19 protein-coding genes are annotated in these 18819 nt (G+C 61.7%); 9 read left to right on the plus strand and 10 right to left on the minus strand.

Going from position 1 to position 18819, the window contains the following annotated elements; translation table 11 throughout:
* Positions 1-42: 42 nt before the first annotated feature.
* Complete coding sequence (locus tag ACXX83_RS07365; RefSeq protein ID WP_458547980.1) at positions 43-1059, minus strand: arginine N-succinyltransferase; 1017 nt, start codon at positions 1057-1059, stop codon at positions 43-45.
* Positions 1060-1623: 564 nt separating this feature from the next.
* On the opposite strand from ACXX83_RS07365, the gene ACXX83_RS07370 reads away from it, so the two are divergent.
* Both ACXX83_RS07370 and cobF read left to right on the plus strand, forming a co-directional pair.
* Complete coding sequence (locus tag ACXX83_RS07370) at positions 1624-2196, plus strand: histidine phosphatase family protein (protein ID WP_458547981.1); 573 nt, start codon at positions 1624-1626, stop codon at positions 2194-2196.
* Positions 2196-2951 (plus strand): precorrin-6A synthase (deacetylating), encoded by a 756-nt coding sequence (gene cobF / locus ACXX83_RS07375; protein WP_458547982.1) that lies wholly within the window; start codon positions 2196-2198, stop codon positions 2949-2951. Before ACXX83_RS07370 ends, cobF begins: the two co-directional genes overlap by 1 nt.
* Before the next feature lie 105 nt (positions 2952-3056).
* On the opposite strand, the gene ftrA is transcribed toward cobF, so the two are convergent.
* Entirely contained in the window at positions 3057-4043 is a 987-nt protein-coding gene (ftrA, locus tag ACXX83_RS07380; RefSeq protein ID WP_458547983.1) for a transcriptional regulator FtrA, read from the minus strand.
* A 101-nt stretch (positions 4044-4144) separates the two neighbouring features.
* Between ftrA and ACXX83_RS07385 the strand changes: the two genes are divergently transcribed.
* Complete coding sequence (locus ACXX83_RS07385) at positions 4145-4579, plus strand: rhodanese-like domain-containing protein (RefSeq protein WP_217837915.1); 435 nt, start codon at positions 4145-4147, stop codon at positions 4577-4579.
* A gap of 154 nt (positions 4580-4733) precedes the next feature.
* Here the strand turns inward: ACXX83_RS07385 and ACXX83_RS07390 are convergent, their stop codons facing one another.
* Positions 4734-5372 carry a type 1 glutamine amidotransferase gene (locus tag ACXX83_RS07390; protein ID WP_458547984.1) on the minus strand — a complete coding sequence of 213 codons (639 nt, stop codon included), beginning with the start codon at positions 5370-5372 and terminating at the stop codon, positions 4734-4736.
* Positions 5373-5689: 317 nt separating this feature from the next.
* On the opposite strand from ACXX83_RS07390, the gene ACXX83_RS07395 reads away from it, so the two are divergent.
* From ACXX83_RS07395 to ACXX83_RS07405, 3 genes are all read left to right on the plus strand, one after another.
* A complete protein-coding gene (locus ACXX83_RS07395) occupies positions 5690-6469 on the plus strand; it encodes an L-arginine-binding protein AotJ (protein ID WP_217837917.1) in 780 nt (259 codons plus the stop codon).
* A 203-nt stretch (positions 6470-6672) separates the two neighbouring features.
* A complete protein-coding gene (locus ACXX83_RS07400) occupies positions 6673-7785 on the plus strand; it encodes a succinylglutamate desuccinylase/aspartoacylase family protein (protein WP_458547985.1) in 1113 nt (370 codons plus the stop codon).
* A 191-nt stretch (positions 7786-7976) separates the two neighbouring features.
* A complete protein-coding gene (locus ACXX83_RS07405) occupies positions 7977-8693 on the plus strand; it encodes an alpha/beta hydrolase (RefSeq protein WP_458547986.1) in 717 nt (238 codons plus the stop codon).
* 3 nt (positions 8694-8696) lie between these two features.
* Here the strand turns inward: ACXX83_RS07405 and ACXX83_RS07410 are convergent, their stop codons facing one another.
* From ACXX83_RS07410 to ACXX83_RS07430, 5 genes are all read right to left on the minus strand, one after another.
* A complete protein-coding gene (locus ACXX83_RS07410; RefSeq protein ID WP_015095671.1) occupies positions 8697-9263 on the minus strand; it encodes a DcrB/PsbP domain-containing protein in 567 nt (188 codons plus the stop codon).
* Between the two features lie 172 nt (positions 9264-9435).
* Positions 9436-10242, minus strand: a complete 807-nt coding sequence (locus ACXX83_RS07415) for a hypothetical protein (RefSeq protein ID WP_458550166.1) — start codon at positions 10240-10242, stop codon at positions 9436-9438.
* Between the two features lie 532 nt (positions 10243-10774).
* A complete protein-coding gene (locus tag ACXX83_RS07420) occupies positions 10775-11956 on the minus strand; it encodes an acetyl-CoA C-acetyltransferase (protein WP_458547987.1) in 1182 nt (393 codons plus the stop codon).
* A gap of 11 nt (positions 11957-11967) precedes the next feature.
* A complete protein-coding gene (locus ACXX83_RS07425) occupies positions 11968-12633 on the minus strand; it encodes a CoA transferase subunit B (RefSeq protein ID WP_007975748.1) in 666 nt (221 codons plus the stop codon).
* A gap of 36 nt (positions 12634-12669) precedes the next feature.
* Positions 12670-13368 carry a CoA transferase subunit A gene (locus tag ACXX83_RS07430; protein ID WP_015094554.1) on the minus strand — a complete coding sequence of 233 codons (699 nt, stop codon included), beginning with the start codon at positions 13366-13368 and terminating at the stop codon, positions 12670-12672.
* A 173-nt stretch (positions 13369-13541) separates the two neighbouring features.
* On the opposite strand from ACXX83_RS07430, the gene ACXX83_RS07435 reads away from it, so the two are divergent.
* Positions 13542-14438, plus strand: a complete 897-nt coding sequence (locus ACXX83_RS07435) for a LysR family transcriptional regulator (RefSeq protein WP_458547988.1) — start codon at positions 13542-13544, stop codon at positions 14436-14438.
* Positions 14439-14557: 119 nt separating this feature from the next.
* On the opposite strand, the gene ACXX83_RS07440 is transcribed toward ACXX83_RS07435, so the two are convergent.
* A complete protein-coding gene (locus ACXX83_RS07440) occupies positions 14558-15400 on the minus strand; it encodes an NAD-dependent protein deacetylase (protein ID WP_458547989.1) in 843 nt (280 codons plus the stop codon).
* 133 nt (positions 15401-15533) lie between these two features.
* Positions 15534-16580, minus strand: a complete 1047-nt coding sequence (locus ACXX83_RS07445; RefSeq protein ID WP_458547990.1) for a class I SAM-dependent methyltransferase — start codon at positions 16578-16580, stop codon at positions 15534-15536.
* Between the two features lie 446 nt (positions 16581-17026).
* On the opposite strand from ACXX83_RS07445, the gene ACXX83_RS07450 reads away from it, so the two are divergent.
* Together ACXX83_RS07450 and ACXX83_RS07455 are read left to right on the plus strand one after the other, a co-directional pair.
* Positions 17027-17869, plus strand: a complete 843-nt coding sequence (locus ACXX83_RS07450; protein ID WP_458547991.1) for an HvfB family MNIO-type RiPP peptide maturase — start codon at positions 17027-17029, stop codon at positions 17867-17869.
* Entirely contained in the window at positions 17862-18620 is a 759-nt protein-coding gene (locus ACXX83_RS07455) for an HvfC family RiPP maturation protein (protein ID WP_458547992.1), read from the plus strand. Before ACXX83_RS07450 ends, ACXX83_RS07455 begins: the two co-directional genes overlap by 8 nt.
* Positions 18621-18819 lie beyond the last annotated feature (199 nt).

The raw sequence follows: 18819 nt of genomic DNA on the forward strand, positions 1-18819 counted from the left end.
GTTCATGGGTGTTCGGGCGTTGGCGTTGACCCAGGCGGGCACTCACAGGGCGATCAGCCTGACCGGGCTGCCTTCGGTGACCTTCAACGCCGTGCACATGGCCGTGTCCAGCGTGACGGGTTGCCCGGCGATGTAATCGAGATCGGCGACGATGGCCCGATAATCCGTCAAGGACTCGTTGCTCACCAGATAGCTGCCCCGGGCATCAATCACCGGGCCAGGCTGCGTGAGGCCGCACTGGCTGTGGGTGATCGACCGAATGCCCGAGGTGCGCGCATAGAGCGTCGGGCCGCCATCGAACAGATCGATGTAGCTGTTGGTTTCGAAACCTTCACGCTCGAGGATATCGAAGGCCTCCTGGCCATCGGGGTGGATGCTGCCGATGCAGTCCTGTGCCGCTTTGGGCAGCATGGGCACGTAAATCGGATACTGCGGCATCAGTTCGGCGAGAAAGGTGCGGCTTTGCAGGCCGCAAAGCCGTTCGGCCTCGACGTAGGGCAGGTCGAAGAAATGCTTGCCCACCGCATCCCAGAATGGCGAGTGCCCTTCATCACTGCTGTAGCCAACGATTTCGGTGATCACCGTTGCGGAAAAACGCCGGGGGTGGGCCGCGATGAACAACAGGCGCGCCCGCGACAGCAGTTCGGAATGGGCGGTGCGTACCCGTGCGGCATCGATATGGAAGCCGCGCAGCAAGGTGTGGCCACTGAGGTCGTGACACAACGACAAGGCCGGTACACCGTGCTCGATGTTCAGTTCCCGCGAGGCGCTGGTGAAGTGCCGGTTGCGCAGGCTGTAGAACGGCTCGCCGTACCCCGCCGTGGCGAGGATTTCCGAACAGCCGACCAGGTGCTGCGTCGCCGGGTCTTCGAGGACAAAGAAATAGTTTTCCGGGCCATGACCCTCGACGTCTTTCTCGAACGAGGCGCAGGAATCGAGAATTTTTTCGCGCAACCGTTTGCTATCGTCGGGCAGGGATGTGACGCCCACCAGGCTTTCACGAGCCAGCTTCTGCAACCTTGGCAGGTCGGCCAACTCGACTGGACGCAAGACCAGCATGGAGACACTCCTGTATCAAACGATCCGGCGGTTTGAGCCGAACCTGACTATCACTGTCGGTTTTTCCACACATTTATTCGGTGGACATCTGATCGTTGTCAGGCGCCACTTTTTTCTTGTCAGATGCTTCCTTGGATTGCCTGCATTAAACGAGGAACGGACGGTTCGGCCGCTGGCGTTGCCGGGCCTGGCACATTGATAGGGTGTTGGAGAAAGGGCATCCGGGCTCCTGCTGGATGAGCGTGGCACATGTTTTAACAGTCCGTTGAAAAGAGTATTTAATTATCGCGTGCTGCCTGTCTAGTTAATTTTCGCATGGTCCGACCGTGCCCGAAAAAGGGGCGAAGTGCCTACAGCAAGGGGCTACGCCGATGTCGCAAAGTCTTGTAGGCAATTGCCTTGGTTGCAGTCAGTGATAACAGAAAATCCGCCGGGAAATGCCTGACGGAGCCCGCTTCAAACAGGAAAATTAAACGCCCCCAAGGCCAGCTCGCTTGCGGCACAATTGCACGATGGCGCTCCCCCTGACGCCGTTGTTCCTTTCCATCCCTGGAGTGATTGCCGGTGCAGGCGACCCGTTTAACCCTGATTTGTCACGCTCGAACCGTCGCACAGAAACTGGCGCGTTTTCCATTGGACGAACCTCTGGAGATGGATTGGCAAGCGCTCAGGCTTTCGCGTTGCAATCAGTTCAAGGGCGTTCCACGCCTTGTCTGCGGTCCGGAACTGCGCACCCGGCAAACCGCTGAGCTTTTCAGCAGCGCACCGGAAATTGTCGATGCACTGAAAGATTGCGACTTCGGGCGTTGGGGTGGTGAGCGCATCGGCGCTCTGCAAAAAAACGACCCCGGGGCGCTCGAGCATTGGCTGGAAGATCCGGCTTCGGCACCCCACGGTGGCGAGTCGCTGGTGCAATTGGGCGAACGGGTGGGGGCGTGGTTGACCGCATTGCAGTCGACACCCGGACACATCGTTGCCATTACCCATCCCTTTGTCATTCGCGCCGCGCTGACGCACGTGTTACAGGGCGCATCGTCCAGCCTGATCGACGTCGAACCCCTGTCGGCGGTGGAGCTGAGGTTCCATGGCCGCTGGCGGTTGCGCTTGCCGGGCACCGACCCCGAGGACCTGCTGTGATGAAAAGACTCCTGATCATCGGCATCGGCGCCGGCAATCCCGACTACATCACGATGCAAGCGGTGAAGGCGCTGAATCAGGTCGATATTTTTTTCCTCATGGACAAGGGGGAGAGCAAAGACAAGCTCATCGACTTGCGGCGCGAAATCTGCGAACGCTACATCACCGACCACGCTTACCGTTTCGTCCAGGCCCACAGCCCCGAGCGCGAGCGCGGTGAGGTGGACTACAGGAGCAGTGTCGACGACTTGAACCTGGTCAAACAACAGACCTTCGAACGGCTGATCAATGAAGAACTGTCCGACGACCAGTGTGGTGGTTTCCTGGTGTGGGGCGACCCCACGCTGTACGACAGCACAATCCGTATCCTTCAGGCGATTCAGGCCTCGGGCGCCTGTGAGTTCGAGTTCGAGGTGATCCCCGGCATTACCAGCGTCCAGGCCCTGGCGGCACAGCACAAGGTGGCGCTGAACCAGATTGGCCGCTCAGTTGAAATCACCACGGGCCGGCGGTTGGCGGCAGAGCAGGTGAGCGATGCCGACAGCCTGGTGGTGATGCTCGATGCTCAGGATGCCTACCATCAGGTGGCGGATCAGGACACCGAGATTTACTGGGGGGCCTATCTGGGGACGCCGGATGAAATCCTGATCAGCGGCAAGCTCAAGGATGTCGCGGATGAAATCGAACGGGTGCGCAAGGCGGCGCGGCTGGCCAATGGCTGGATCATGGATACCTATCTGTTGCGCAAGCCTTGATCAGTCGGTGACCGGGCTGACGCCTTCGCGAGCAGGCTCGCTCCCACACAGATGGTGTGAACACTGAAAATCCACTGTGGGAGCGAGCCTGCTCGCGAAGGCGTCTTAAAGGCCAACCGAAGGTAAAGCACTGCCCCCACGCCCAAACCGCTCCCGATACACCGATGGCGGCACGCCAACCACGGTTCGAAAGGCCACCCGGAAGCTTTCCACCGAGCGATAACCGCAACGTTCGGCAATTTGCTCGGTGTTCTGGTCGCTGCTTTCCAGCAGTTCGCGGGCGCGGCCCAGGCGTTGCTGCTGCAACCAGGTTTTCGGTGACTGGCCGCTGGCTTCGGTGAAGCGACGCAGGAAGGTGCGTTCGCTCATGGCGGCTTCGCTGGCCAGGTCGCGCACTTCCAGCGGTTCGTGCAAGCGCTCACGTGCCCACTGCATGACGCGGGAAAGATCACTGCGCGGTGTAGGACTGACCGGCGTCGGAATGAATTGCGCCTGGCCACCGCTGCGTTGCGGCGACATGACCAGGCGGCGGGCCACGGAATTGGCCACTTGCGTGCCGAAGTCCCGGGCCACCAGATGCAGGCAGGCGTCGATGCCTGCCGCGCTGCCGGCGGAGGTGATCAATTGGCCGGAATCGACATACAGCACGTCCGGGTCCACCAGGATGCCGGGAAACCGCTCGGCCAGTTCCGAGGTGTAGCGCCAGTGCGTGGTCGCACCGTGCCCGTCGAGCAACCCGGTGGCGGCGAGGACGAACACCCCGGAGCAGATCGACAGTAACCGTGCGCCACGCGCATGGGCCTGGCGCAGGGCGTCGATGAGCTCTGCGGGGACCGCGGCGCTGCGGTCGCGCCAGCCGGGAATGATGATGGTGCGGGCATCGGCGAGCAATTCCATGCCGCCGTCGGCCAGGACCTGGATCCCGCCCATGGCACGCATCGGGCCTTGATCGACGGCGACGATACGATGTTCGTACCACGGGAAATCGAACTCAGGGCGTGGCAGGCCGAAGATCTCCACGGCGATGCCGAACTCGAATGTGCAGAGGCCGTCGTAGGCCAGAATCGCGACCATTGCCGGGTTGGGATGCATTTGGCGGAAAATTCCCGATCGGTGTCTTGTGCGCCACTTTAGCCGCAAATGCCGGGCGGATAAAGTCTCCTCACACCCACCGCCTCTTTGGAGTACAGCCCATGACCAGTCTGGTTCGCGAAATTCCCGCCGCCCCATCGGCCATCGCCCTGATGCATTTCAGCAACCGTCTGACGTTCGAAACCGATTGTTCCGACGTCTACGGCAGCCAGCAGGCTGGCGAAGTCGATTTCATTCTGGTGGATGTGCGCGGCCCGCTGGCGTTCGAGCGCGGGCATGTACCGGGAGCGATCAACATTCCCGGGCGCTTGTTGACCGCCAAAGGTTTGGCCGGTTATCCGAAAAACACGTTGTTCGTGGTCTATTGCGCCGGGCCTCACTGCAACGGCGCCAACAAGGCGGCGGTGAAGCTGGCGGCCCTGGGTTATCCGGTCAAGGAGATGATCGGCGGCGTGACCGGGTGGCTGGATGAAGGGTTTGAGTTGAGTGCCACCGAGCAGCGGCCGGCCCGTAAAGTGATCGGTTGCGAATGCTGATACCCAAACACCAATGATCATTGTGGCGAGGGGGCTTGCCCCCGTTGGAGTGCGAAGCGCTCCCAAAACTCTCGACTATTAGTGAGATTCTGGGGTTGCTGCGCAACCCAACGGGGGCAAGCCCCCTCGCCACAGGAATGTGCTTTGATCTTATTCAGCGAGAGGCAGCGACCCACCACTCATCCAGCGTCGCCTGCAACCACGCCATCACCTCGGCATAGGCCGCACCGTCCTGCACCCCCCGTGGCAACGGCGACTCATCGCCAAAATGCGCATTGAGCGTGGCCACCGACTCGGCGTTCCACTCCGGATGAAACTGCAACCCCAGCCGCGCCGGCCCAGCGCGGTACATCTGCTGCACACAGTGCTCGCTGCTGGCCAACAACTGCGCGCCAGGCGGCAGGTCGATGGCGTCTTCGTGCCACTCGAGTACCTTCAGCGCTTGCCCATCGATAAAGCTCACCGTGGTCCATCCGGTTTCGCTGCGGTCCATGCGCCGTACATTGCCGCCCAGACTCAACGCCAGCAACTGAGCCCCCAGGCATATGGCGAACACGGCCCCACCCAGATCCAGACTGCCTTTGAGCCATTGCCGTTCGGCCGCAAGCCAGGCCGGGCCGGCGTTGGATTCATAAGGCCCGCCCAGCAGGATCACCGGATCGGCGCTGACGGGCGGCAACTGCCCCAGGTCGGCGCGAAACACCTTCAGCGTCAGCCCTCGGGACTCGGCCCAAAAGGCGATGGCCCCCGGGCCTTCGGCGGGGTGGTGCTGGATCAGGTTCAACGTGGGCATCGCGCTACTCTCGATGGGACTCAAGGGCGCTCAATGTGCCGTAAAACACCCGGTATCGCCAGCCGGCCCGTTGCGTCTGATGGCGTCGAAAAGCCTGTAGGTCTGGTCTGCAAATGCGATCTGTCCGACAGACGTTGCGCCTTCATGGCGCGTTCACCGCAATGACTCGATCACGGTGCCACTTTTTTATAAGTTTTTGTCGTCCTGGCGTAATTTGCCCTCCTGTAGCCGCTCTAGACTGCCGGCCACTTCGGTTTCCGCTTACAAAACGAGGACCGAATGCTGCCAATAAAAGCCTCCGTACACAGGAGTTATAAATGAAGAAGCTAGTGATGTTCGGTGCCCTGGCACTGTCGATGTTGTCCCTGACCGCCGTGGCTGACGACGCCAAGCCGATCCGTATCGGCATCGAAGCCGGCTACCCGCCATTCTCGATGAAAACCCCTGACGGCAAACTCACCGGTTTCGACGTGGACATCGGCGACGCCCTGTGCGAGCAGATGAAGGTCAAGTGCACCTGGGTCGAGCAAGAGTTCGACGGCCTGATCCCTGCGCTGAAGGTCAAGAAAATCGACGCCATCCTGTCGTCCATGACCATCACTGACGACCGCAAGAAGAACGTCGATTTCACCATCAAGTACTACCACACCCCGGCGCGCTTCGTGATGAAGGAAGGCAGCGACGTCAAGGACCCGCTGACCGAACTCAAGGGCAAGAAAGTCGGTGTTCTGCGTGCCAGTACCCACGACCGCTTCGCCACTGAAGTGCTGCAACCGGCGGGGATTGTCCTGGTGCGCTACGGCTCCCAGCAGGAAGCCAACCTGGACATGGTCTCCGGCCGCGTTGACGCGCTGCTGGCCGACTCGGTCAACCTGGACGACGGTTTCCTGAAAACCGACGCCGGCAAGGGTTTTGTCTTCGTTGGTCCTGAGTACAACGATCCGAAATACTTCGGTGGCGGCGCCGGCATTGCCGTGCGCAAGGGCGATACCGCCCTGGCCGAGCAGTTCAACAAAGCCATCACCGAGATCCGCGCCAACGGCAAGTACAAGCAAGTGCAGGACAAGTACTTCAAGTTTGACGTTTACGGCGAGTAATCCAGCCGTTCGAGAAAGTGGCAGCCGTTGACGCGGCTGCCATTTTTTTTGTGCAATCATTTTCAGCACAAAGATCCCTGTGGGAGCGAGCCTGCTCGCGAAGGCGCCGGTACATTCAACATCCATGTTGGCTGGCTTGACGCATTCGCGAGCAGGCTCGCTCCCACAGGTGATTTCACCGTGCAGACATCAGGAGTCCGTCCATGCAACGCATCGATCACAAACTTCCCTGGAGCCACCTGGGCACTGAGCGCACCCTCAGCGTGTTTCGTTATGGCGCGGGGCCGCGCAAGGTGTACATCCAGGCCAGCCTGCATGCCGACGAATTGCCGGGCATGCGCACGGCCTGGGAGTTGAAGACGCGCCTGACCGAACTTGAGCAACAGGGACAGTTGAACGGTGTGATCGAACTGGTGCCGGTGGCCAATCCCATTGGCCTGGACCAGCACCTGCAAGGCAGCCACATGGGGCGTTTCGAGCTGGGCAGTGGCAAGAACTTCAACCGCTCGTTCGTCGAACTCAGCGCACCGGTGGCCGAGCGGGTCGGTGATCGCCTCGGCAGCGATGCCCAGGCCAATATCGCGCTGATTCGCCAGACCATGGGCCAGGTGCTCGACGACTTGCCGGCAGCGACATCGCAGCTGGAAGCCATGCACCGCCTGTTGCTGCGCCATGCCTGCGACGCCGACATCACCCTCGACCTGCATTGCGATTTCGACGCTGCGATCCACATCTACGCGTTGCCGCAGCACTGGCCACAATGGCGATCCCTGGCGGCGCGCTTGCAAGCTGGCGTGGCGCTGTTGTGTGAGGACTCCGGCGGCAGCTCGTTCGACGAGTCCTGTTCTTCGCCCTGGTTACGCCTGGCCCGGGCATTCCCGGCGGCGGCGATTCCCCCGGCCAACCTGGCGACCACGCTGGAGTTGGGCAGCATGGGGGACACTCGGGTCGACCAGGCCCGGGCCAATTGCGAGGCCATTCTCGGCTTCCTCGCCGAGCAGGGTTTCATCTCCGGCACCTGGCCGGCGGCACCGGCCGACTGTTGTGAAGGCATGCCGTTCGAAGGCACCCAATACCTGTTCGCACCGCATCACGGCGTGGTCAGTTTCCTGCGTGAAGCCGGGGAATGGGTGGAGAAGGGCGATGCGCTGTTCGAGGTGGTTGACCCGTTGAACGACAAGGTCACCACCGTGCAGGCCGGCACCAGTGGCGTGCTGTTCGCCATCGATCGTGGGCGCTACACCCAACCTGGTACCTGGCAGGCTAAAGTCGCCGGGCGCGAACCGATTCGGGTGGGGAAGCTGATCAACGACTGATCCCGTAATTGTCTTTGGCTGTACTGGCCTCATCGCGGGCAAGCCCGCTCCCACAGTGGATTTGTGGCGTTTACAAAACCTGTGGGAGCGGGCTTGCCCGCGATGACGGCATTCGCCTCACCGGAGATGTTCCTGCCTGATTCACAGTGTTAGGCTCTTGCGCGAATCCTGCATTCCGTGAAGGAAGACCCATGTTGAAGATTCTCGCGCTGCTCACGCTGTTGGCATCCACTGCCGTTCACGCCCAAACCCCGCTGCAAACCGACCTGCCACTCAAGTACCTGGCGCAGACCACCACCGATTCGAACCATCAACCCCTGGTGATTTTCCTTCACGGTTACGGCAGTAACGAACAGGACCTGTTCGACATCAAGGACGACTTGCCCGCGTCCTACACCTACCTGTCGGTACGGGCACCTTTGGTGATGGAGGCGGGCAGCTATCAGTGGTTCCGCAAGAAGGGCGAAGGGGCCTATAACGGCGAGACCGATGATTTGAAGTCCAGCGGCCAGTTGTTGCTGGACTTCGTCGCACAGGCCGCGAAGAAATATCACACCGAGCCCGAGAAGGTGTTCCTGGTCGGTTTCAGCCAGGGCGCGATCATGTCTTACGAAGTGGGCTTGCGGCATCCCGAAGCGCTCGGCGGGATCGCTGCGTTGAGCGGGCGGATTCTGCCGGTGCTCAAGTCCGAGCTCAAACCGGATGAAAAGCGTCAGTCGCTGGCGATTTTCATTGGTCATGGCGAGCAGGACAAACGTCTTCCCTACAGCGACGGCACTGAAGCCAACAGCCTGTTGCAGAGCGTGTCACTCGACCCCGAGTTTCACGGCTACCCCGGTGTTGGCCACAGCATCAGCGCCGAAGAGATCCAGGACTTGAGCGCCTGGTTGCAGCGTCTTAACCCCTGAGCCTTATTTTCCGCTGACGATCTGTTTGATCAGGGTTTCATGGGCCGCCATGTCGCCGGGGCGGGAAATCACCTGGATTACCGCCATGCGGGTGCCGGATGCGGCCATCAGCGTGGTGGTGAGGGTCATGCCACCGCCTTGCGTGGCAGTGCCGTCGATCTGGCGCAGGCCCAGCCCGGATTTCTGGGTCAGGGTTTTCTCGCTGAGCTTGTTGTAGTCGGGCAGGGACTTGTGTTGCGCCGCATCGAAATCGGCCACGGTACCGTCGAGGAACCCGCCGTCGTTGTCCTTGACGCTGATGCCGTTGGGCAGGGTGTTTTCAGCGGCGATCACTACGGTCTTGGTGGTTTCATTGCTGTACAGGGTGCCGCTGGCACCGTCCGGGCTGGCCGGCAGCGGGTTGGCGATGAAACCCTTGGGCAGGTTGAAGGTGAACTTGCTGCCGAGCATCGAGACTTTCCGGGCCGGCGCATCGCTGGAAGTGGCCTTGGCAGCCTGCGCATTCAAAGCCCCCAAGCCGGTAGCGGCTGCCAGCAGCAGGACAAGGGCTTTTTTACTCAACAAAAACATCGAAATCTCCAGGGATGGGCGCACGGTGGGGCGTGATCATCCCATGGAGGTTGTGCTGCATTCCAGCGTGCTCTACCGAGCGGTCACTTGCGGTGAGGTCGCTTTCCTGTGGCGAGGGAGTCTTGCTCCCGCTGGGCCGCGAAGCGGCCCCCTGCATTCTTTCCGACGTACCTCATCGAACGTGTTTCGGTGCTTTGACGGTTCCTCCAGCGCCCGTCGTCGGGCCAACCGGCCGCGCCAGCAGACGCTTTGTCACACCCAGCATGGCCACCGACACCGCGATGCCCAGCACAAAAGCGTTCATTCCCATCGTCGGCAGGGTCAGCGCCAACACCAGGCAGAAGGCGGCGAACGAGTACATGCCGGTGGCGGTGGCGCGCAGCAACGCTGCGGTAAAGGCCGGGCCACGGGTTTGCTGGGAGAACACCGCCATCACGCTGCCCAACACCGGGAACACCGCCAACAGGCCACTCCAGCGGTCGCCGACGGTGCTGGCGAGCAATGTCACGACCAGCGTGAGCAATGCACCGGCCACCATGCGCAGCACAAGCTTGTCGGATTTCGGCCCCGGGCCACTGAGCACCGGTTGCACGGCGGGGAACAGATAAGGCGCGGCGAGCAGCGCGGTCGCGGCGGCGCACAGCGAGAACACCAGGGATCCCGGGATCAGCGACAGGGCAACCGCCACCAGCGTCCAGACCACCAGCGAGATCATCAACGCCAGGGGCCATCCGGCCCGTTGTGCGACCTGGGCGTAGGTCACGCAAAACGCAATCATCGCGAACATGGCTGACAGCGCCGCCGTGGCCGATTGCGCAGCGAACGCCTGGCCTTGCTCAAGGGCAAGGAACAACAGGATCGGTCCGACCACCACCGGCAATCCCGACAACCATCCGGCCACGCTCGGTCCCCAGCGTTTGCCAGCCAGGGAAATCAGCAGCAGGAAGCCTGGGATTACCAGCAGTTTGAGGATCAACACGCGCATGTCTCCGACCTGTGTGAGGTGGCAACGGTAACATTGCATCGGCTAGATTGCTTTATCTGTGTGCGGATTTTGTATACATGCAGGCTTCGTAATTTGTACGAAAGGATCTTTTGCGCCTACGTTTCCTGGGCATCTGCGAGGAGGCCAACCTGCCATGAACCACCGCTGCGCCATGGTCTGTGGCTGCTTGTAATGTTGAGCTGCCAGGCTTCCAGGGCAGCAGATGCTGGGCATGGCTGCGTAGACTTTGCTTTGTGGTGATCAGTGGGGGCGGACAGTGGGTTGATTCTGCAGTTTTTGGGGTGACTCGTCGGGCCCCTTCGCGAGCAAGCCCGCTCCCACATTTGACCGAGTTGTCCAGACGAGCGCGGTCCACTGTGGGAGCGGGCTTGCTCGCGAAGAACGATGACGCGGTCCATCTGAAAAAACGCAGGCAAAAAAGAACCCGGTGCGACTTGCATCGCACCGGGTGTTTGTCCAGACAGCGACGGATCTTCGTGGGTCCCCGCGCCGTCTGTTGAACGCTTTAAGCCCGTTCGAGCGCCAGTGCCACGCCCTGACCGCCACCGATGCACAGGGTGGCGAGGCCTTTTTTGGCATCACGCTTGAGCATTTCATGCAGCAGGGTCACCAGTACGCGGCAACCCGAAGCACCGATCGGGTGGCCCAGGGCGATGGCGCCGCCGTTGACGTTGACCTTGTTCAAGTCCCATTCCAGGTCCTTGGCCACCGCCAAAGATTGCGCGGCGAAGGCTTCGTTGGCTTCAACCAGGTCAAGCTGGTCGACGTTCCAGCCGGCCTTGTCCAGGCAACGACGGGTGGCCGACACCGGGCCGATGCCCATGATCGCCGGGTCAACGCCTGCGTTGGCGTAAGCCGCGATTTTCGCCAGTACCGGCAGGCCCAGGGCCTTGGCCTTTTCGGCGCTCATCAGGATCACGGCGGCGGCACCGTCGTTCAGTGACGAAGCGTTGCCGGCGGTCACCGAACCGTCCTTCTTGAAGGCCGGCTTGAGCTTGCCCAGGGATTCGGCGGTGGTGCCGGCCCGTGGCTGCTCGTCGGTGGCGAAGGACAGCGGATCGCCCTTGCGCTGCGGGATCAGGATCGGGGTGATTTCATCGACGAAGCGCCCGGCTTCGATGGCGGCCACGGCTTTCTGTTGCGAGGCGGCGGCGAACGCGTCCTGCTGCTCGCGAGTCAGGCTGTACTTCTCGGCCAGGTTCTCGGCGGTGATACCCATGTGGTAGTCGTTGAACGCGTCCCACAGGCCATCGCTGATCATGGTGTCGACGATCTGCGCGTGGCCCATGCGTAGGCCGGTGCGCGCGCCGGGCATGACGTAGTTGGCCAGGCTCATGTTTTCCTGGCCGCCGGCGATGATCACCTCGGCATCGCCGCAGCGAATTGCCTGGGCGCCCAGGTGCAGGGCCTTGAGGCCCGAACCGCAGACCTTGTTCAGGGTCATGGCCGGTACGGCGAAGGGCAGGCCGGCCTTGATCGCGGCCTGGCGCGCAGGGTTCTGCCCGGCGCCGGCGGTCAGCACCTGGCCCATGATCACTTCATCGACTTGCGCAGGGTCCAGGCCGGTCTGCGCCAGCAACTGGCGGATCACCGCAGCGCCCAGGTCAACGGCAGAAACATTGGCCAGGGAACCCTGGAAACTGCCGATCGCGGTGCGCGTGGCGGCAACAATGACGACTTCTTGCATGGAATGATTCCTCACTGGGCAGCGAACTGCATTTCCGGAACGTGGTCCGGGACGATCAGTTTACCAGCGGTCTTGGCGACGATTTCCTCGACGCTGACGCCAGGTGCGCGTTCCTTGAGGACAAATGCGCCATTTTCGATTTCCAGGTAGGCGAGGTCGGTCAGCACGCGCTTGATGCAACCGGCGCCGGTCAGCGGCAGGCTGCATTGCGACAGGAGCTTGGACTCACCGTCCTTGGACGCGTGGGTCATGATGACGATGATGTTGTCTGCGCCGGCCACCAGGTCCATCGCGCCGCCCATGCCCTTGACCAGCTTGCCGGGGATCATCCACGAGGCGATGTTGCCTTGCACGTCCACTTCGAAGGCACCGAGCACGGTCAGGTCGACATGACCACCGCGGATCATCGCGAAGGACTCGGCCGAGGAAAAGATCGAAGCGCCGATGCGCGCGGTCACCGTTTGTTTGCCGGCGTTGATCATGTCGGCATCGATGGTTTCTTCAGTCGGGAACGGACCCATGCCCAGTAGGCCGTTTTCCGACTGCAGCATGACCTCCATGCCTTCAGGGATGTAGTTGGCGACCAGGGTCGGAATGCCGATGCCCAGGTTCACGTAGAAGCCGTCCTGCATTTCGCGGGCGACGCGTTGAGCCATTTGTTCGCGGGAAAGTGCCATTGTCGTTATTCCTTCATTCGGTCCGGGGGCAGGGGATCACTTACGCACGGTGCGCTGTTCGATGCGCTTCTCGAACGTGCCGCAGATGATCCGGTCGACGTAGATGCCAGGGGTGTGGATCTGCGCCGGGTCCAGCTCGCCGGGTTCGACGATTTCCTCGACTTCGACCACGGTGATCTTGCCGGCGGTGGCGGCCAGCGGGTTGAAGTTCTGGGCGGTGTGGCGATAGATCACGTTACCGAAATGGTCGGCTTTCCAGCCTTTGACGATGGCGAAGTCGCCGGTGATGGACTCTTCCATCAGGTACTTGCGGCCATGGAATTCGCGCACTTCCTTGCCTTCGGCAACCGGAGTGCCGACGCCGGTGGCGGTGAAGAAGGCCGGAATGCCAGCGCCGCCCGCGCGCATTTTCTCGGCGAGGGTGCCTTGCGGGGTCAGGATGACTTCGATTTCGCCCTTGAGCAGCTGCTCTTCGAACAGCTTGTTTTCGCCGACGTAGGACGCCACCACTTTGCTGATCTGGCGGTCGGTCAGCAGTACGCCGAGGCCGAAACCGTCGACGCCGCAGTTGTTGGAGACCACTGTGAGGTCGCGAGTGCCCTTGCGCTTGATCTCGGCGATCAGGTTTTCCGGGATGCCGCACAGGCCGAAGCCGCCAGCGATCACGGTCATGCCGTCTTCAAGACCTGCCAACGCTTGCTCATAGGAACTCACGCGCTTGTCGAAACCTGCCATATGCACCTCTTTTATTCTTTGTGGGCGGCTGGCTAGCCGAATGGGATGGAGTGTCTCGCCGAAGTATTCATTTGTTAAGTTGATTTTTAAGGTTGATTAATAGATAAAACTCAACAAACCGCTGCTTTCTTGCAGCTCCAGGCTTGTAGCTTACAACTGGAAGCGAAGCGAACATGACCATTAAGCAGATCCGCGCCTTTCTCGCCGTGGCCCAGAGCCTGAGCTTTGCCGTGGCCTGTGAACGCCTGCATCTGTCGCAATCGGCCCTGAGCCTGACCATCAAGGCGCTGGAGGAGGGGCTCGGCGGGCGCCTGTTCACCCGCAACACGCGCAACGTGGCGCTCACCGCTGAAGGCGAAGCCCTGGTGCCGCTGGCGCGCCGGCTGATAGCCGACTGGGACAATGTCGAGGACGAGCTGCGTCAACGCTTCACCCTGCAGCGCGGTCGCGTGACCCTGGCGGCGATGCCATCGTTCGCTGGCAACCTGCTGCCGCCGATCCTCAAGACCTTCCGCGCCCGCTACCCGAACGTCAACGTGACGGTCAATGACGTGATCAACGAGCAGGTACTGGAAATGGTCCGTGACCGCCAGGTTGAACTGGGGGTGGCGTTCGAGCCGACCCAGAGTTCGCCACTGCAATTCACCCCGTTGTACATCGATCGATTCGTGGCGGTGGTGCCCCTGGATTCGGCGCTGGCCGAACTCGATGACATCGATTGGCAGACCCTGCTCAAGGAGCCGTTCATTACCTTGCAGCGACCTTCCACCGTGCGGGTGATGCTTGAAGAGCACCTGCAGGCCCGCGGCATGAAGCTGTCGGTGGAGTTTGAAAGCCATCAACTGGCGACGGTCGGGCGCATGGTCGCCAGCGGCCTGGGTGTGAGCGCGGTGCCGGCCTTGTGTGCCGGACAGATGCGTGAACTGGGCGCGCGCTGCATCACCTTGCGCGATCCGGTGGTGGAGCGGGCGCTTGGGGTGTTGACGTTGCCGGGGGGGGAGCTGTCGGCGGCGGCGCAGGCGTTGTTTGATGTGCTGAAAGAGGAAAAATTTGGGGAAAAGCTTCTCTGACATGAGCGCCGGCCCCTGTGGGAGCGGGCTTGCTCGCGAAGGCGGAGTGTCAGCTACATCAATGTGGTTTGACCCACCGCTTTCGCGAGCAAGCCCGCTCCCACAGTTTTCTGGGTTGATCAGGAAGATAGGCGTTGGGCCAACAAGGGCAAGAGCTGCTCGCACGCCCCCTCGATCTTCATATCCAGAATGTCATCCGCCCGGGTCTTGCCCAGGTTGATCGCGATCAACGGCTTGCCCTGATCCACCACCGCCCGGCACAAGCGAAACGCCGAATAGGCCATCAACGAAGACCCGATCACCAACAACCCGGCCGCTTGTTCAATGGCCGCCATCGCCTTGGCCGCCGTGGCTTGCGCGACGTTTTCACCAAAAAACACCACATCCGGCTTCATCCGTTCCCCGGCGCAATGCGGGCAATGCGGGACCTGGAAACGGGCCTCGAAGGCCGCGTCGAGCAGGGTGTCGCCATCCGGCGCCTGTACCGCGTCGACGCCGGCCAGGTAGGGGTTGCGGGTTTCCATCAAGCGCTGGATCGAGTCGCGCTCGCAAAGCCTGCCGCAATCGAGGCACAACACCCGGTGCAAACTGCCGTGGAGTTCGATCACGTCATGGCTGCCGGCCTGGTCATGCAGGGTGTCGACGTTCTGGGTGATCAACCCGCTGATCTGTCGCGTGCCCTGCAGCCGGGCCAGGGTGTCGTGGGCCACGTTCGGCTGCGCCAGGCGCACCCGTGGCCAGCCGAGCATCGCCCGCGCCCAATAGCGTCGCCGGGACTCGGGGGCTGAGAGAAACTCCTGGTACATCATCGGCTGCCGGCCCCGTCGCACGCCCTGGTTGTCACGATAATCGGGGATGCCCGACGGTGTGCTGATGCCGGCCCCGGTCAGCACTGCAAACGGCGCGTCGGCCATGCGTTGATGGAGGCGGTCGAGTTGTTCGTGGATCAGGCTGTCGAGCATTTTCAGCACTCTGGGGACGCAGATTGGCACGGCCTTTTGTAGGAGCTGCCGAAGGCTGCGATCTCTTGATCTTGTTTTTATGAAGCAAAGTCAAAAGATCGCAGCCTTCGGCAGCTCCTACAACCCTCGGGGGTTATTTACGTGCCTCCAGAATCAGGTTGAACGGCGTCTCCGTGGCCCGACGAAAACGGCTGAACCCGGCCTCGCTGAACACCTTGCGCAACCGCGCTTCCCCGGCCTGGGCACCCAGCCCGAGGCCGACTTCCTGGGACAGCGAGTTCGGCGTGCAAATGAAGGTCGAGGCGGCGTAGAACAGGCGTCCGACCGGGTTGATGTTGTCGTCGAGCAAGTCATTGGCGTAGGGCTCGACCAGCAGCACCGTGCCGTCGTCTTTCAACGACTCATAGGCATGTCTGGCCGCGCCCACCGGATCGCCCATGTCGTGCAGGCAGTCGAAGTAGCAGACCAGGTCATAGTCGTTGCCGGGGTAGCTTTTTGCCGTGCCCTGGAAGAACTTGGCCCGGCCGGACACACCGCCTTCTTCGGCCCGTTGGGTGGCGACGGTAATGGAGGGCGCGTGGTAGTCGAAGCCGACGAAGCGCGAATCGGGAAATGCCTGGGCCATGATCACCGTCGAGGCGCCGTGACCACAGCCGATGTCCGCCACTTTGGCCCCGGCTTCCAGTTTGGCCACCACGCCGTCGAGGGCCGGCAACCATTCGGCGATCAAATGGGCTTTGTAGCCGGGGCGGAAGAAACGCTCGGTGCCGCTGAACATGCACGGGTGATGCTCGCCCCATGGCAGGGCGCCGTTGCCGCGCATGGCGTTGACCAGCTTGTCCTTGTCGTGGAAAAACGACGCGACCACGCCTATGCCTCCGGCGATATAGACCGGTGAGTCTTCGATGGCCAGGGCCAGGGCTTGCTCCTCCGGAAGGCGGAACTGGCCGTCCTGGTGTTCCATGTAGCCGGAGGCGGCGTGGGCGCTGAGCCATTCGCGCAGCAGGCGGGTGTTGCAGCCGGTTTTCTCGGCGAGGGTTTCGGGGGTGATGGGCTGGCTGTCGGCCATCGCCCGGTACAGGCCGAGCTCTTCGCCGAGGATGACGTTGGCGAGCATCGCCGCGCCGCCCATGTCATTCACCAGTTTGCCCATGAAATCGTTGAGTCTGGCCTCGTCCATCACGTGTGCTCCTTTGGCAGGATCACGGTCCAGAGGCATCGTTTGGCGAGGCATGCGCCGCTGGGCGGTGGTCGTGGAGATGTGCAGGGCACCAAGCGGGTCCTGTGTGCGTTAAGTCTAGTCCGGGGCGTGTGTACTGCTGTCTGGAGCGACGAAAGTCCTCATGATTGACACTAAACCCCTGTGGGAGCGGGCTTGCTCGCGAAAGCGGTGGCTCGGCCAACATCGCTTCTGAATGTGCCGGCCTCTTCGCGGGCAAGCCCGCTCCCACAGAATCAGCGGAGCCTGCAAGGATCGTGTGTATCCCACTGTATCCAGACCCCTTCTTGACACAATGACCTCTTATTCCAGCCCCAGCCAAACACAGTCCCGATACACCCCTTCGATTAACTGTGTCTCAAGGCGGGCACCGGTCCGCGCCATTGGACACATGCGAGATCGATACCATGCAGACATCCATTCCCCCTGTAGCCAAAGCCAGCGCCGGGCTTGGCCTGCGTCGCGGTTTACTCAAAGACCTGCAAGTGGCCCCGGCCGGTCATTTCGATTTTCTGGAGGTCGCGCCGGAAAACTGGATCGGCATTGGCGGCGCCCATGGTGCGGCGCTGCGGGCACTGGCCGAGCGTTATCCGTTGTCCTGTCACGGGCTGTCCCTGTCCCTGGGCGGGCCGTCGCCGCTGGACGTCGATTTTCTGCAGGAAGTCCGGGGTTTTCTCGATCACTACCACGTGCCGCTGTACAGCGAGCACCTGAGTTACTGCAACGATGACGGTCACCTGTACGACCTGTTGCCGCTGCCGTTCACCGAAGAGGCGGTGCACCACGTCGCCGCGCGCATCCGCCAGGCCCAGGACATCCTCGGTCGGCGCCTGGCGGTGGAAAACATCTCTTACTACGCCGCCCCCCAACAGGACATGGACGAGGTGACGTTCACCAATGCGGTGTTGCGCGAGGCTGATTGCGACCTGTTGCTGGACGTCAACAACGTCTACGTCAACTCGATCAACCACGGTTTCGATCCCCAGGCGTTTCTCGCCGGTATCGATGCAGGACGGGTGGTGGCCATGCATATCGCCGGGCATTTCGATGAGTCCGATACCTTGAAAATCGATACCCATGGCGCTTCGGTGAAACCGGCGGTGTGGTCGTTGCTGGCCCAGGCTTACGCCCGGTTCGGTGCGCAGCCGACCTTGCTGGAGCGCGATTTCAATTTTCCGGCATTCGCCGAACTGGTGGCGGAACTGCAGACCATTCGCCGCCTGCAGCAGGAGGGGATGAACCGTGGATAAGTCGAGCCTTGTGCAGCAACAAACCACCATGGGCCTGTACTTGCGCGACCCTGAGCACAACGCACCACCCACCGAAATGGACCCGGCGCGGGCACAGGTTTATCGCGATCTGGTGTTCGCCAATCTGTCTTCATTGCTCAGCGGAACCTTTCCGGTCCTGGTGAAGATTCTGGGCAATGAACACTGGCGTTCGCTGGTGCGGATTTTTCTGCGGGACTACCGCGCCCGCACGCCGAAATTCGGTGAGATCGCCCAGGAGTTTGTCGAGTTTCTTGCCAGTGAACCGCTGGCGTTGGCCGATGGGGCGTGGCCGCCGTTCATGGTGGAGCTGGCGCATTACGAGTGGGTGGAAATGGCGCTGCAACAATCTGACGCCGAGCCTGTGGCTGCGGGTGATGCGGCGTTGCTGCTGGATCGGCCCTTGCAGGTGTCGCCCCTGGCCTGGCCGTTGGCGTATGCCTGGCCGGTGCAACGGGTGGGGCCGGATTACCAGCCGGACGTTTTACCGGCTCAGCCGACGTTGTTGCTGGTGCGTCGCGCCGAGGACTGGAGTGTGAAGTTTTCCGGGTTGAGTCCGTTGGCGTGGCGGTTGTTGCTGCTTGTTGGCGAGTTTCCCGAGTTGACCGGGCGTGAGCTGTTGCAGGGGTTGGCGGTGGAGGCTGGGGCGGTGGGGTCTTCGGAGTTTCTGGAGGGTGGGTTGGTGTTGTTGCGGCAGATGCATGGGGAGGGGGTTTTGGGGGTTGTTGATTGAGTACATATCCGTTTCTTCGGTAACGGCGGCTGGCGGTTTCGCCCTTACGGCGAGTCACTTTTAACAAGCGCCTTAAAAGTAATCAAAAGCGCTCGCCCCTTACGTACGGCCCCTCGCTGTGGCTCGGGGTTCCTTCGCTGCGGCATTCATCCGGGGGCATTGCCCTCCGGTCGGCTTCGCTTCGACCTACATGCAATGA

Source organism: Pseudomonas sp. GNP012 (assembly GCF_054343835.1).